Source organism: Oscillibacter hominis, assembly GCF_014334055.1.
In the GTDB taxonomy this organism is placed as follows: Bacteria; Bacillota; Clostridia; order Oscillospirales; family Oscillospiraceae; genus Oscillibacter; species Oscillibacter hominis.
Genome location: NZ_CP060490.1, coordinates 1,995,661 through 2,008,683, shown reverse-complemented (window position 1 = coordinate 2,008,683; position 13,023 = coordinate 1,995,661). Strand labels below are relative to the sequence as shown.

General features: G+C 58.6%; 10 protein-coding genes and 1 tRNA gene. 5 read left to right on the top strand and 6 right to left on the bottom strand.

Annotation, left to right across the window (positions count from 1 at the left end):
* Positions 1 to 87 precede the first annotated feature (87 nt).
* The 3 genes from H8790_RS10030 to H8790_RS10020 all read right to left on the bottom strand — a co-directional run bounded on the left by H8790_RS10030 (position 88) and on the right by H8790_RS10020 (position 2,341).
* A complete protein-coding gene (locus tag H8790_RS10030) occupies positions 88 to 351 on the bottom strand; it encodes a hypothetical protein (RefSeq protein ID WP_187332392.1) in 264 nt (87 codons plus the stop codon).
* A 270-nt stretch (positions 352 to 621) separates the two neighbouring features.
* Entirely contained in the window at positions 622 to 1,044 is a 423-nt protein-coding gene (locus tag H8790_RS10025; protein ID WP_187332391.1) for a TetR/AcrR family transcriptional regulator, read from the bottom strand.
* Positions 1,045 to 1,489: 445 nt separating this feature from the next.
* On the bottom strand, positions 1,490 to 2,341 hold the full coding sequence (locus H8790_RS10020) for a tyrosine-type recombinase/integrase (protein ID WP_187332390.1): 852 nt from the start codon (positions 2,339 to 2,341) through the stop codon (positions 1,490 to 1,492).
* 235 nt (positions 2,342 to 2,576) lie between these two features.
* On the opposite strand from H8790_RS10020, the gene H8790_RS10015 reads away from it, so the two are divergent.
* Both H8790_RS10015 and H8790_RS10010 read left to right on the top strand, forming a co-directional pair.
* Positions 2,577 to 3,317, top strand: coding sequence for a LytR/AlgR family response regulator transcription factor (locus tag H8790_RS10015; RefSeq protein ID WP_187332389.1), 741 nt, complete (start codon positions 2,577 to 2,579; stop codon positions 3,315 to 3,317).
* Positions 3,310 to 4,623, top strand: a complete 1,314-nt coding sequence (locus H8790_RS10010) for a GHKL domain-containing protein (RefSeq protein ID WP_187332388.1) — start codon at positions 3,310 to 3,312, stop codon at positions 4,621 to 4,623. Before H8790_RS10015 ends, H8790_RS10010 begins: the two co-directional genes overlap by 8 nt.
* Before the next feature lie 311 nt (positions 4,624 to 4,934).
* Here the strand turns inward: H8790_RS10010 and H8790_RS10005 are convergent.
* Positions 4,935 to 5,020, bottom strand: a tRNA-Leu gene (locus H8790_RS10005).
* Positions 5,021 to 5,277: 257 nt separating this feature from the next.
* Here H8790_RS10005 and H8790_RS10000 point away from each other — a divergent pair.
* Positions 5,278 to 6,117 carry a pyridoxamine kinase gene (locus H8790_RS10000; protein ID WP_187332387.1) on the top strand — a complete coding sequence of 280 codons (840 nt, stop codon included), beginning with the start codon at positions 5,278 to 5,280 and terminating at the stop codon, positions 6,115 to 6,117.
* A gap of 51 nt (positions 6,118 to 6,168) precedes the next feature.
* On the opposite strand, the gene H8790_RS09995 is transcribed toward H8790_RS10000, so the two are convergent.
* Both H8790_RS09995 and ftsH read right to left on the bottom strand, forming a co-directional pair.
* A complete protein-coding gene (locus tag H8790_RS09995; protein ID WP_187332386.1) occupies positions 6,169 to 7,425 on the bottom strand; it encodes a helix-turn-helix domain-containing protein in 1,257 nt (418 codons plus the stop codon).
* 172 nt (positions 7,426 to 7,597) lie between these two features.
* Positions 7,598 to 9,700, bottom strand: a complete 2,103-nt coding sequence (gene ftsH / locus H8790_RS09990; protein WP_187332385.1) for an ATP-dependent zinc metalloprotease FtsH — start codon at positions 9,698 to 9,700, stop codon at positions 7,598 to 7,600.
* Positions 9,701 to 10,091: 391 nt separating this feature from the next.
* Between ftsH and rlmB the strand changes: the two genes are divergently transcribed.
* Both rlmB and H8790_RS09980 read left to right on the top strand, forming a co-directional pair.
* Positions 10,092 to 10,850: a 23S rRNA (guanosine(2251)-2'-O)-methyltransferase RlmB gene (gene rlmB, locus H8790_RS09985; RefSeq protein ID WP_187332384.1), complete on the top strand. Its 759-nt coding sequence runs from the start codon at positions 10,092 to 10,094 to the stop codon at positions 10,848 to 10,850.
* A 32-nt stretch (positions 10,851 to 10,882) separates the two neighbouring features.
* A complete protein-coding gene (locus H8790_RS09980) occupies positions 10,883 to 12,988 on the top strand; it encodes a hypothetical protein (RefSeq protein ID WP_187332383.1) in 2,106 nt (701 codons plus the stop codon).
* The last annotated feature ends 35 nt before the right edge of the window (positions 12,989 to 13,023 follow it).

Below are 13,023 nucleotides of genomic sequence, written 5' to 3'. Positions count from 1 at the left end.
CCGCATGGCACTGCCATGCATCATCTATCATTGATCGGTTCCGGCGTCCGCCGGCCCCGTTGTTTCCCGGGCTTCGCGTCAGGTCCCTTACATCTGCATTTGATACAGCCGATCCATCAGCCTTGCTTTCAGCTCTCCCGCCGCAAGGCTTTCCAGGCCCGCGCACGGCCCCGCGAGATAGTCGATGGCATCCAGCCATTGGCTGGTGGAATATCTGTCTGCCGGAATATCCGTTACAAGCCGGTAAACAGAAAATGCGGGGGCGTCCAGGTATTTTATGTCAGACAAATACCGGCAGCCGAGATTCCCTGCAAGATACCCAATCAGGGATGTATCTTCTTTCAGGGCCATAACGCGACATTCACCTCCTGACGGCCGCACTACAGCCGTAAAAAATCCAATTAGCCGCGCGGAATTTCCGATCTTGCTTCCTCCGAAGAGCCCGCAGGACCGAACAGCCCCCGCAGACCGCCCATTAACAGCCGGAACACAATTTGTTCCGTGGCGGGGGCGTTTGGGAGAACCCCTTCCGCCACATATTTTGCATACAGGACTGTGCCGGTCAAAACATGCAGCCACAAAACGTCGGGAGAAATCTTTTCATAAATATGAAGCTGGCGGTCAATCTGATTGGATCAAGGATGAAAAATAGGATACATCCCGCTTTTTATCGTATTCCGGAAATCGGGCGTTGTCCCGGTACCGGTGGTAAAACACCGTTTCGTCCGGGTGGTTCACCAGCCAGCGCCAATAGATGGTCCATAGCCGGCGGATCTCCCCCTCCGGATCTTGCGCCGCCTGCTCCCGGGACACATGGACCTGGTCAAAAATCCCGGCGATCTGCCGGTCCACGGTCTCAAAACAGACCTGAAGCAATTCTTCTTTACTGGAAAAATGGGAGTAGAGATTGCTGGCGGCAAACCCGGATATCTCCCCAATGTGCTGGATGCGCAGGCCTTCCAACCCGTGAAGCCGGACGGCCTGCATTGCACTTTTAATGATAGCTGCCCGTGCAGTACCCCTTAATTCGTCCTGATCCTTCAACGCTCCACTCCTCCGCTTTCAAAGTGATTAATCAATCAGGGTGCGGAATCAATAACTGAAACAGCTATTTTTCGGCATGGAGCCGCGCCGTGACGCATTCAAGGGGGCTGAAAAGCAATAAAAAAAAGCCGCATAAATTTTGATTTATGCGGCTTTCTACCATCCTTTCACTTCAAGACGGAATAATCCTTCCGTCCTATTTTGCATATGTGGAACCATGCGGGTTCCCCCATACAGGAAGGAAAAAAGGGCATGAAAATAGGACCGGTGCATAACCGGTCTTACTCTCGCGCCCATTTTATAAGGATACAAAAAAAAGTCTGTTACAATTTTGTCGAAACCTCTTGTAACTTGTTGTTTTTTGTACTATACTAATTACAAACTAATATGTATGGATGAGTTGAATAGGGACTGACGGGACGGAAGGATTATTCCGTCCCGTTTTTCAACAGACCATCTGTAAACGATCCAGCGCCAGGATGTGCTCTTCACCGGAGGAGAGCAGATAAATTCTCGTGGTTTCGATACTGGAGTGGCCGAGAAGATCTGCCAGCTTGGAAATATCCTTATGCGCGGCATAGAAAATCCGTGCGAAAAGATGCCGCAGGTTATGCGGAAAGACCTTCTCCGGGGCCACATTGGCCGCCCGGCAAAGGCGCTTCATCTGCGCCCAGATTTCTTTGCGGTTCAGGGGCCGTCCGCTTCTGGTGAGAAACAGCTCGCCGGAAGCAATTTTTTGTTTTTTGGCGTATTTCAGCAGCTTGCGGCAGAGCTTGCCCGGCAGTAAAATCACCCGGGACTTCCCCTTCATGGAGATTTCCGCCTTGCCGCGCTGCACGGAAGAAAGCGTCACGGAATGGATTTCGCTGACGCGAAGGCCGGTGGCGCCCATCAGCTGAATCAGCAGGGACAGCCGCTCGTCGCCCTGCTCTTTTGATGCGGACACCAAACGCTCATACTCCTCCCGGCTCAACTCCTTTTCCCGGGCGGCAAACACCCGGCGCTGGATGCGCAGCGGCTTCACCCGGCACTCCTGCCAGTCCAGAAATTTGAACAGCCCGTTCAGCGCGGCAAGCGTTGTGTTCACACTGGCGGGCGCATATTGCGCGGACAGTTGATTTTTATAGGCGATCACCAGTTTTTTGCTGACCACTCCGTCCGTAAGGCATGCAAAAAACCGGTTCAGCGCGCGGTTATACTTTTCCAGTGTGGCCGGGCTGTGCTCTTCTTCGCTCAGCTTGTCCAGAAAATCAGACAGATCTTCCAATTTCAGAATATGGGTAGTTTCCCGCAACATGAGACGAGCCCCCTTTAGGCAATTTTGCTTAGTATAACCGCTTCCCAGAGATTACATCCAACCGCAGCCTGCCGGGGGACTTGTGGCACGAACTGCTCTCCATCTGGCGCGAATTGCGGGAAATTACCATTATTTACATATGACAGCCAAAAACCCGGATGGTATGATGAAACGGGCGCGCCCTTTCCTGAAAAAGGAAGCCGCCAAATTCCAGGACACAGGAGGGTGGCATTGGATGCTGCGGATTGCAATCTGCGACGACCGCAGAGATGATCTTTTCAAATTGAGGGGCCTAATCAGGGAATATCAAAAGATGCGGCCTGGCCTGGAGCTGGAGCCCTGCTTTTACTCCTGCGCCAGCGACGTGCTGGACGCGGGCGTACTTTTCGATATTTTTATGCTGGATATCCTCATGCCGGGTCTTAACGGAATTGAACTGGGCCGCGAACTGCGCACAACCTTTCCCGCCGCGCCGATTCTTTATCTGACCGTCAGCCGCGAGTTTGCCCTGGATTCCTACCGTACGGAGGCCATGAGCTATCTTCTCAAGCCGTTGGACCAGCAGGCGGTGTTTCATGCCTTGGATCAGGCCGTGGAACGGTGCCGCACCGAGTGTGCCGGCGCTATCGCGGTTCATGTGGACGACGGAATCCGCCGGATTTTCTTCTGGGAACTGATCTATGCAGAGGCCAGCGGAAGAAAGCTTTGCTATCACACACTTACCGGACAGGTGAACGCGGCTCTCCGTCAGCCCACGTTCGCTCAGTTGTGGGAGATTCTGGACGGCCGCTTTCTTCTGGTGCGGCGCGGATGCGCCGTCAACATGGACTGCATCGAGTTTTTGGGCGATACGGCTGTGGAGCTGACCGGAGGCCATCAGATCGTTATCGCCCGGGATCGCCGTGCGGCTGTGCGGCAGGCCTATCTGGCCTACTGCCACCGCCGCTTCAGCGCAGGAGGCGCCGTCCATGCCTGAAATGACGTTTTTCAACGGCCTTGTCACCCTGGATGCGCTGGGGGAACGGGCCTTCTGGCGGATGCTTCTGGTGGTCCCCGTCACGCTTTTTGCGTTCTACTGCTTGATTCCACATCGGATGAACACCAAAAAGGCCCGGCTTTCCTTACTCGGGGCCTATTGCATTCTCTGGCTGAACTTTATGTTTTCGCACCTGCGGATTTTCCCGAGCCCCGCCGCCGGAATGCTGGGCTCCGTTCTGCAAGGAGCGGTGGAGTATATCGCCTACCCTGTACATATATCCAAATACCGAGACCAGCGTACGCTTTTTCTCATGTTCACCATCTGGATCATTGGCGCCCAGGTAGACGCTCTTGCAAATCTTTTCTACCAGGAGTGGCATCCAATCTTTCTGCACGCTCTTCTCACCTGTATGTTTTTTTTGCTGCTGCTGGGCTATTTTGTTATCTTCCAGCGCAGTGAAATTTGGGCCAGCACAGAAAGTCAGCCCACGGGCTGGGTCATGCTGTCCGCCCTTTTGGGCCTGATCTGCATCGCGCTCCTTTTGTTCCGGTGCTATCCTGATCCGCTTTCCCGCAAGGTCCAAAATCCATTTGGCGTTTTGCTGATGTCCATTCTGCTGCCGGCGTTCTACCGGGTTCTCTTCCACACGCTGGCCGTGCAGCGGAATCAGGCCCGCTTAAAGCAGGATGCCGCTCTGCTCCAAACCCAAATTCACATGGTCCAGGAACAGGAGCGGCAGATGGAGCGGCATGTCCGGGAACAGGCGGTAGCCCGTCATGACCAGCGTCATTTTCTACAGGCGGTTCTTGCGTATTTGGACGCCGGTGACGCCGAGGGCGCCCGCGCGGAAATCCGCACGCAGTTGGAGCGGGGCGAGAAATCCGTAGACCGATACTGTGAGGACCCCGTTTTTAACCAGCTTTTGGCCTACTATGTGCAGTGGGCAAAGACGGAGAACATCCGTTTCTCTATCCAGGCCTTCATGCCGGAAGTCGGCCCCGGCCGCCGGATCGGTTTGATGATGGCGCTTTGCAACAGCCTGGAAAACGCCATCCACGCCGCCATCCAGGTCCCGGAACCGGAGCGGCAGATCCGGCTCATCCTGCATCATAAAGGCCATCAAGTGTACTTTGAAATTTCCAATTCTTACCACGGAACGCTCCAACTGAACCCAGACACAGGTCTGCCCAGTACGGATCGACCCGGCCACGGCCTGGGCCTGCAGAGTATCGCCTCCCTCTCCGTTCAGCCTCCCGTCTGCACGGCAGAGGATGGGATATTTACGCTTCGAATGCTGATTTAAAAGCCTATTTTGGATGGAAAGCGAAGAATTTCTTAGGCGGAATTCACTTTCGCCGCTAAAAGATCAAATCGGAACGGAGACAGCTTTGCTGTCGGAGTCAAAACAAAAGGACACGACTATGTCGTGTCCTTTTGTTTTGCACGAGGAGGCTAAAATCGATGTTTTTGCTCCTGGAGAAGAGGCCGCCGAAGACGGCCAACAAAATCGAAGCCCAGCCCAGCGGGTTCGATTTTAAAAGGAGGAGCAGCGGCGTGAGCGCGCTCTGACTTATAAAATAAGTCGGAGCAAGCGATACATAGCTTGCTCCGACGTGGTGCGGGCGGCGGGACTCGAACCCGCACACCACGAAGGTAATGGAACCTAAATCCATCGAGTCTACCAATTCCACCACGCCCGCATATTTTATTTTCCCTCTGCTATTATCCGGAGAGGGTAGGCGGAACGCACGCTTCATGCGCCATACCCGCTGTCATCGGGATGTGACAAAAAATGCATTGAGGTGGCAGCCCCTAATATGCCAACCACTTTCCCGCGTGCCCGTCCCGGCGGCAGGCCGGGGCATCTTTGGTTATTTTAACACAGTTTCCTCGCTTGAACAACAGAAAAAAACAACGTATAATAGAAACAATTTGATTGTACTTGGAGATGAACGAAATGCCAACTCCCCGCGTTGCAGCCATCCACGATCTGTCAGGCTTCGGCCGATGCTCCCTCACCGTGGCGATTCCTGTACTCTCTGCCATGGGCGTTCAGTGCTGCCCGCTGCCCACGGCCTTCCTGTCCACTCACACCGGTGGGTTTACCGGCTACACCTTTTTGGACATGACCGATGAGATGCCCAAGGTAGCTGCCCACTGGAAGGAGTTGGGGCTGCATTTTGACGCCATCTACAGCGGCTTTATGGGCAGCGAGCGGCAGATGGCGATCACGGCGGAGTTCATCCGCACCTTTCGGCGGGATGGCTCCACGGTGGTTGTGGTGGACCCGGTGATGGGGGATCACGGACAGAGCTATGCCACCTACACGCCGGCCATGTGCGATGCCATGGCGCGGATGGCCACGCTGGCGGATGTCATCACCCCCAATCTGACGGAGGCGGCTTTTATGCTGGGCGTCCCCTATGATGCGCTGCGCACAGATGAGGCCGGGTACCGCCGATGGGTGGAAAAACTGAGCCTGGGAGGGAAGCGGTCGGTTGTGCTCACCGGCGTCTCTCTTGAGCCCACAAAGATCGGCGCCGCCTGCTTTGACGCGCGCAGCGGGAAGGCAGAAATCATCCAGACCACCTTTGAGACCAGGGAGTTCCACGGGACGGGAGACGTGTTTGCCAGCGTTTTAACCGGCGCGTTGGTGGGGGGCCGCAGCTTGATGGAGGCCGTGTCCGACGCGGTGGAGTTTGTCCGCGAGTGTGCGGCGTACTCGGCGCCCCAGAACCTGCCGGTGCGTGAGGGCGTGGACTTTGAGCCGCTGCTGTGGAAGCTGCACCGGGGATAACACTGAAAAATGCCGCCGGAGCACTGCTCCGGCGGCATTTTTGTGATGCGCTCAATACCGCCAGTTGACGGGGTTGTGGTTGCTGATGTCCGAAGCATTGGGCCAGGTCAGCTCCCCGTCCTGCAGGATATAGGGGACGTCACTGTACACCAGCTCCCGGCCATACTCATCCGCCACCACGGCGGCAAAGCAGAGCTGATCGGAGCCATTTGCCATAGTGACGGCCCTTTCTGCCAGGCGGAAAAAGGAGGAATTCTCGAAGTCGCCATGAAAGCCGTCCGGCTGATCGCAGGGGTCCAGCCATGTGACCAGCCTGCGGTTTTTGAACAGCCCAACCCGCACCGAGCCAATCTCCGACTGGCCGACGTCTCCGTTGACGGCGTACACGGAAAAGCCCGGCTGTGTGGTGACATAGGTCTCCGGCAGGGCGATCCGGCCGCTTTCATCCGCCTTCAGGCCCAACAGATGGCCATAGGCCAGCAGGTCCACGGCGGGCAGGGAGGTAGTGTACAGGTCATCAAAGCGCTCCAGGAGCTGAGTTTGGCGGGTTCCGTCTGCAGAGGTGAACACGGCGGAGATGTTGATGCTGTCCGTAAGGGGGCAGGCCAGCGTGGCAGTGAAGCTGCCGTTGACCGCCTTCTCTCCCGGGATATAGGAGACGCCGCCTGTACCGTTGTCGATGGAGAACTCCACGGACATGCCCTCTGTGTAGGTTTTGGGCACGGCGTGAACGGAGAAGACGATGCGGTTGTCCTTCAGGTCCGTGTGGACAATCTCCGCGCCGTAGTCGGCGGTGAGGCTGTTCTGCGCCTTCAGGATTTCCTCCACCCGGCCGGAGATGCCTCCAATCTGGCTGTCCACGCTCCGCTCCACCCGGGAGATGGAGTTTTGCAGGCTGTCGTAGTTATTGTCCAGCTGCTTTACCCGGCTGTTTATGCCCATCAGCAAAGCCAGCAGGATGCCGCACAGCGCGAATAAAATCCGAACGTCCCACTTTCCCCAGGGGGACTTTTTTGCCGGTGGCTGAGCCTGGATGTACCGCCCCACAATCTCTTCCACCATCTTCAGCTGGGTATCTGACAGTTCAGCCGGCGGATCCGAGGGAGCGTCCTCCTCCACGCCCAACAGCCATCCCACGGATACGCGGAACAGGCGGCTCATGGCGATCAGCTTTTCAATCTCCGGCAGCGTGGCGTCGCTCTCCCATTTATAGATGGCCTGCCGGGAGACACCCAGCGCATCCCCCAGGGCCTCCTGGGAGAGGTTCTGCTCTTTTCGCTTTTGCGCGATTCTCTGTCCAATGGTCATTCGGGTGACCTCCTTTACGCCTTGGAGTATAACAGGGGAGGGGGAAAAAAGACACCAACCGGCCGTTGATTTTTGTCAACCTCTGGTTAGCAGAGGCGAAATGCCTTGGCGGGCAAGGGATTCAAAAAAAGAAAAGACGAAAAAGGCGCGCCATTTGGCGCGCCTTTTTGAATTATTGCTGCTGGTCCGGGGCCTGAGCCTGTTCCGATGCGCCGGATCCTTCGTCAGCCGGCTCCGAACCTTCCGACTCGGGACTGGCCTCCTCCGGCGCCTCAATCTTCTTTGAGATCATGTGGACCTTTCTGGCGGCCGGCTCAATCTCGCCGCCCCGGGGGTGGGTGGAGGCATAGGCGTCCTCTACCTGTTCCGGGTCCCGGCCCTCCAAAATGGCCACCATCTCGCCGCCGGTGATGGTTTCCTTTTCAAGAAGGTAAGAAACCACTTGATCCATCTCCGCCCGGTTGGCCTTCAGGATTTCCACCGCCTGCTTGTAGCACTCATCGAGAATCTGCTTGACTGCCTTGTCCATGGCCGCTGCGGTGTCCTGGGCGCAGTCCATGCCGTAGCCGCCGTCTAAATACTGGTTGCGGCGGGAGGCCAGGGCCATCATGCCGAACTCCTCGCTCATACCGAACATGGCCACCATGTTCCGGGCCACGCTGGTGGCGTCCTGAATGTCCTGGGAGGCGCCGTTGGTCATGGTGTTCAGCACCACCTCCTCGGCGGCGCGGCCGCCCATGGAGACGGTGATCTTGGCCATCAGCTCGTCCTTGGTGCGCAGTTCCGTCTTGTCCTCCTCCGGCATCAGCAGCGTATAGCCCAAAGAGCCCTGGGTGTGGGGGACAATGGTGATCTTCTGCACCGGCTCGGTGTTTTTCTGCTTATAGGCCACCATGGCGTGGCCCACCTCGTGGTAGGCCACCAACTTTTTCTCGAATTCCGTGAGGACGCTGCCCTTTTTCTCCGTGCCGGCGATGACCAGTTCAAAGGCGGCCAGCAGGTCCTCCTGATTGACAGCCTTGCGGCCCAGGCGGACGGCCCGGAGGGCAGCCTCGTTTACCAGGTTTGCAAGGTCCGCGCCCACACAGCCTGCGGTGGCAAGGGCCACCTTTTTCAGATTCACATCCTCGCTGAGGCGGATGTTGCGGGTATGGACCTCCAGCGTGGCCAGGCGGCCGGCCAGGTTGGGCCGGTCGATGGTAATGCGCCGGTCAAAGCGGCCCGGCCGCAGCAGCGCCTGATCCAGCACCTCGGGGCGGTTGGTGGCGGCCAGGAGGATAACGCCCTTGGTGGGGTCAAAGCCGTCCATCTCCGCCAACAGCTGGTTCAGCGTCTGTTCCCGCTCGTCATTGCCGCCCATGCGGTTGTCGCGGGATTTGCCGATGGTGTCGATCTCGTCGATGAAGACGATGCAGGGAGCCACCTTGCTGGCCTCTTTAAAGAGGTCGCGGACACGGCTGGCGCCCACGCCCACGAACATCTCCACAAAGTCGGAGCCGGAGATGGAGAAGAAGGGCACGTTGGCCTCGCCCGCCACAGCCTTGGCCAGCAGCGTCTTGCCGGTGCCCGGAGGGCCCACCAACAGCGCGCCCTTGGGAAGCTTTGCGCCAATCTCCGTATACTTTTGAGGATTGTGGAGGAAGTCGATGATCTCTGTCAGGGACTCCTTGGCCTCATCCTGGCCCGCCACGTCCCGGAAGGTGACGCCGGTCTGCTTTTCCATATAGACCTTGGCGTTGGACTTGCCCACATTGCCGATGCCGCCGAAGCCGCCACCGCCGCTCTTTTTCATCATCACCCGCATGAACAAGGAAAGCAGCAGCATGATGAGCAGGAAGGGGACAATGGTGGAGATCAGGAAGGTGAGAATGGGGCTGATCTGGGGCACATAGTCGGACTTATACTCCTTCACGCCGTTATCACGCAAAAAGGCGATGGTGGTGTCGTTGGACTCCAGTTGCTTGGTATAGAGCTGGTAATTCTTGTCATGGGCGTTGCCGTCCGCGTCAGTGTAGGTGTAGCCCTCCTCCGGTGTGAGGAGTAAAAGGCCGGTGCTGTCATCCAGTTCCACGCCGCTTACATGGCCGTCTTCCACCAGTTGGATGTATTCACTGTACTCGATTTCGATCTGCGCGGAGGCGTCCATACTCTTATTCATATAAGAGCCGGTGTAGCTGAAGATCACGGTCAGCAGCAGCGCCCAGGCCACCAGGGAGAGAATCCCTCTCCAGTTGCCGCCGCTGCCGCCGCGGTTATTCCGGTTTTTTTGATCCATGCAGATAAACTCCTTTCAGGAGAACAATTTTCCAGTCAATGTCAGAAAAACGATTGCGGAATTCTTCCTAAAAACAATGGAAGTATAGCACACAAAGCCAAAAGCTACAAGGCGGGAGCGGGGTTTTTCTATGAAATTTCTGTGAATTTGCTTTATCTTGTCCCGTGCCCATGGTATAATGACAACAATTGCCGCATGAATGCGCGGCCGGGTTCGAAGCGGGAGCCGATTTTGGACAAACAGGCCAGCGAAGTGTGGCATCCCAAAGCGGCCGCATGGGACGATTCGGCTGGAGGGATGCCGGTTTGGCCATGCGCACATTCTATAGCATAGTATGGACGGATTCCGCCGGAAAACGCGGCGAGCCGGCCTTTGGAAGAGGAGTCATTTCATGGAAAAGAACAATTTTGCCGAAGCCGACGGCATCATCGAGGGCCGCAATGCGGTGATCGAGGCGCTGCGGGCCGGTGAGAGCATTGATAAAATATACCTGCAAAAGGGAGAGACGGACAAGACCCTTGGCCACATTGCGTCCACGGCCCGCGCCGCCGGTGTAGTGGTGGTGGAGGCGGACCGGCGGAAGTTGGACGCCATGAGCCGGACACACGCTCACCAGGGCGTCATCGCCCTGGCCGCGGTGCGGGAGTATGTGGCGGTGGAGGAGATCCTGCATATCGCCGAAGAGCGGGGAGAGGCGCCGCTGCTTGTGGTCTGTGACGAGATTTCTGACCCCCACAACTTAGGCGCGATCATCCGGACCGCGGAATGCGCCGGGGCCCACGGCGTCATCATCCCCAAGCGTCGCAGCGCCGGCCTGACCGCGGTGGTGGGGAAGACCTCCGCCGGAGCGGTGGCCCATATGGCGGTGGCGCGGGTGCCGAACATCCCCTCCCTGTTAAAGGATTTGAAAAAGCAGGGGATTTGGATTTTTGGGACCGCCGCCGAGGGAAGCACGGCCCTGTATGACGCCGACCTGAAGGGGCCTGCGGCCGTGGTCATCGGCAGCGAGGGGGACGGGATGAGCCGGCTGGTATCGGAGAACTGCGACTTTTTGGTCAGCATTCCCATGCGGGGGAAGATCAGTTCCCTCAACGCCTCCGCCGCTGCGGCCATCCTCCTTTACGAGGCGGTGCGCCAGCGCCTTTCATGAGAGTATAGGACTTCAGCCTTGGGTGAGATTTGATGCGCAACAGAGAAGAAAAAGACCAATATGATCCCCTTGCCGACACGAAAGAGCTCTTAGGCGGCACCAGGGTGCCGAAGGGCGACCCGGAGTTTTCTCTGGAGGCGATTCTATCGGAGTACGGGAAGGGGATTGTGCCTCCCGTTGATGCGGAGAGGGGGCCGGAGGCCCGGCATGAGCCTCCGCACCCCAAGAAACCGCCTGAGGAGGCCGTGATAGAGAAAGAGGTGCTCAGCGGCCTTCCGGAGAAAACGCCCCCCGGCGAGGAAAGCCTTCCGGAAAAGGCGGAGGAGCTGCCGCGCCCGCCCCGGCCCATCAGCATGGAGGAGATCGTGGGAAGCACGGTGGACTCCGTGCTGGCGGAGGAGGATGAAATCCTGGAGGAGCGGCCGCGGCGCAGGTTCCTCTTTTCCCGCCGGCCGGTGGAGGATACGGAGGAGCTGCCACCGCCGCCGGAGCCAGAACCGGAACCGGAGCCAGAGCCGGAGGAGCCCTCCCTGGTGGAGGCCGCGGACGTGTACCGCCGGCTCCGCCGCCGGTGCCACCGTCCCATCCCAGCCGCTACGGTAATTACGCTTGCCCTGTGCGTCCTGCTGGGGCTGGAGGCGGGGGGAGTGGAGATTTCCTTCTGGACGGGGGACGATCTTCTCCGCGCCCTGGTGCAGTTTGCCGCCGTGGCGGTGGTCTGCGTGCTCGGATGGGGCGTTTTCCGGGAGGGGTTCTATGCCCTGGGGCACCGGCGCTGCACGCCGGAGCTGCTGGTGGGGCTCTCCTGCGTGGTGACCGCCCTGGACTGCATCACCCAGCCTTTTTTGGCCCAGCGGTGCGGGGCGGAGCCCTTTGCCGCGGCGGCCTGCGCCGGCATGGTGTTCGCCATGTGGGGACAGGAGAAAGAGGCCTGCGGCCGCTATGACAGCTACCGCACCGCCGCCATGGATCCGGACCCGCCCTACCTGGTGGCGGACACCTCCGACGGGGCCTGCAAGCAAAAGGGAGAGGTGGCCGGCTTTTTCAACGATACGGAGCGGCCCAGCATTGTCTCCCGGCGCCAGTCCATCCTGCTGCCGGTGATCCTGTCCGCCACGCTGGTATTTGCCGTGCTGGCGTCGGCAGGTCAGAAGCACGGCCAGGATTTCCTCTGGTGCTGGTCGGCCATCCTCTGCGCCGGCGCCACCTTTACGCTTCCGCTGGCGGATAAGCTGGCCTATGCCAAGCTCTCCCGCAGGCTCCAGAAAAACGGCAGCGCCGTGGCCGGCTACGCCGGGGCGGAGCGGATTGGGAAAAAGCGGACCATGGTGGTGACGGACAGCGACCTGTTCCCGCCAGGAACGGTCAGCCTCAACGGCATCAAGGTCTTCGGCGAGGAGATGCGCAAGGTGGTTTCCTACGCCGCCAGCCTGGCCCAGGCCTCGGGCAGCGGGCTGACCCGCCTATTTGACAGCCTCCTGACAAGCGAGGGGGGGCGGATTGAGCAGCTCAGCGACTTCAGCTTTTACGAAGAGGGCGGCGTCTCCGCCGCCATCCACGGGGAGACGGCCCTTTTGGGGTCCGCCTCTTTCATGCGGAAGATGGATGTGCGCCTGCCCGGCGGACTGAATCTCAAGACCGGCGTCTACCTTGCCGTGGACCGGCAGCTGGTGGCGGTATTTGCCGTCAAGTACCTGGTGTCGGAAAATGTGGAATGGGCGCTGAAGGCCATGCGCCGCAGCCATTTAACCGCGGTACTGTGCGCCCGGGACAGCAACATCAACCCAGCGCTTTTGAAGCGGAAGTTCGGCTCCTCGGCCAAGGTGGACTATCCGCCGCTTTCCGATCGGCTGGCGCTCTCGGAGCAGGCGGAATACAAGGGCCGGCCCGCGGCGCTGGTGTTCCGTGAGGGGCTGATGCCCTATGTGGAGACAGTGGCCGGCAGCCGCCGGTACTGCAAGGCGGCCTCCCGCAGCTCCTTTTTGGCGCTGCTGGGCAGCGTGGCCGGGACGGTGCTCAGCTTTTATCTGAGCTTTGTGGGGGCCTACACCCTGCTCACGCCGCTGAACCTGCTGATATTTCTGCTTTTGTGGCTGGTGCCTGCGTTTTTGCTCTCCGGTTGGGTCAATCACTTCTGATGGATGCCCCGCCTTTTGCGCCTGTGTGCACAAAA

Coding starts and splice junctions, on each gene's coding strand:
- H8790_RS10030 (WP_187332392.1), bottom strand. CDS start 351: ATGGCCCTGAAAGAAGATACATCCCTGATTGGGTATCTTGCAGGGAAT.
- H8790_RS10020 (WP_187332390.1), bottom strand. CDS start 2,341: ATGTTGCGGGAAACTACCCATATTCTGAAATTGGAAGATCTGTCTGAT.
- H8790_RS10015 (WP_187332389.1), top strand. CDS start 2,577: ATGCTGCGGATTGCAATCTGCGACGACCGCAGAGATGATCTTTTCAAA.
- H8790_RS10010 (WP_187332388.1), top strand. CDS start 3,310: ATGCCTGAAATGACGTTTTTCAACGGCCTTGTCACCCTGGATGCGCTG.
- H8790_RS10000 (WP_187332387.1), top strand. CDS start 5,278: ATGCCAACTCCCCGCGTTGCAGCCATCCACGATCTGTCAGGCTTCGGC.
- H8790_RS09995 (WP_187332386.1), bottom strand. CDS start 7,425: ATGACCATTGGACAGAGAATCGCGCAAAAGCGAAAAGAGCAGAACCTC.
- ftsH (WP_187332385.1), bottom strand. CDS start 9,700: ATGGATCAAAAAAACCGGAATAACCGCGGCGGCAGCGGCGGCAACTGG.
- rlmB (WP_187332384.1), top strand. CDS start 10,092: ATGGAAAAGAACAATTTTGCCGAAGCCGACGGCATCATCGAGGGCCGC.
- H8790_RS09980 (WP_187332383.1), top strand. CDS start 10,883: ATGCGCAACAGAGAAGAAAAAGACCAATATGATCCCCTTGCCGACACG.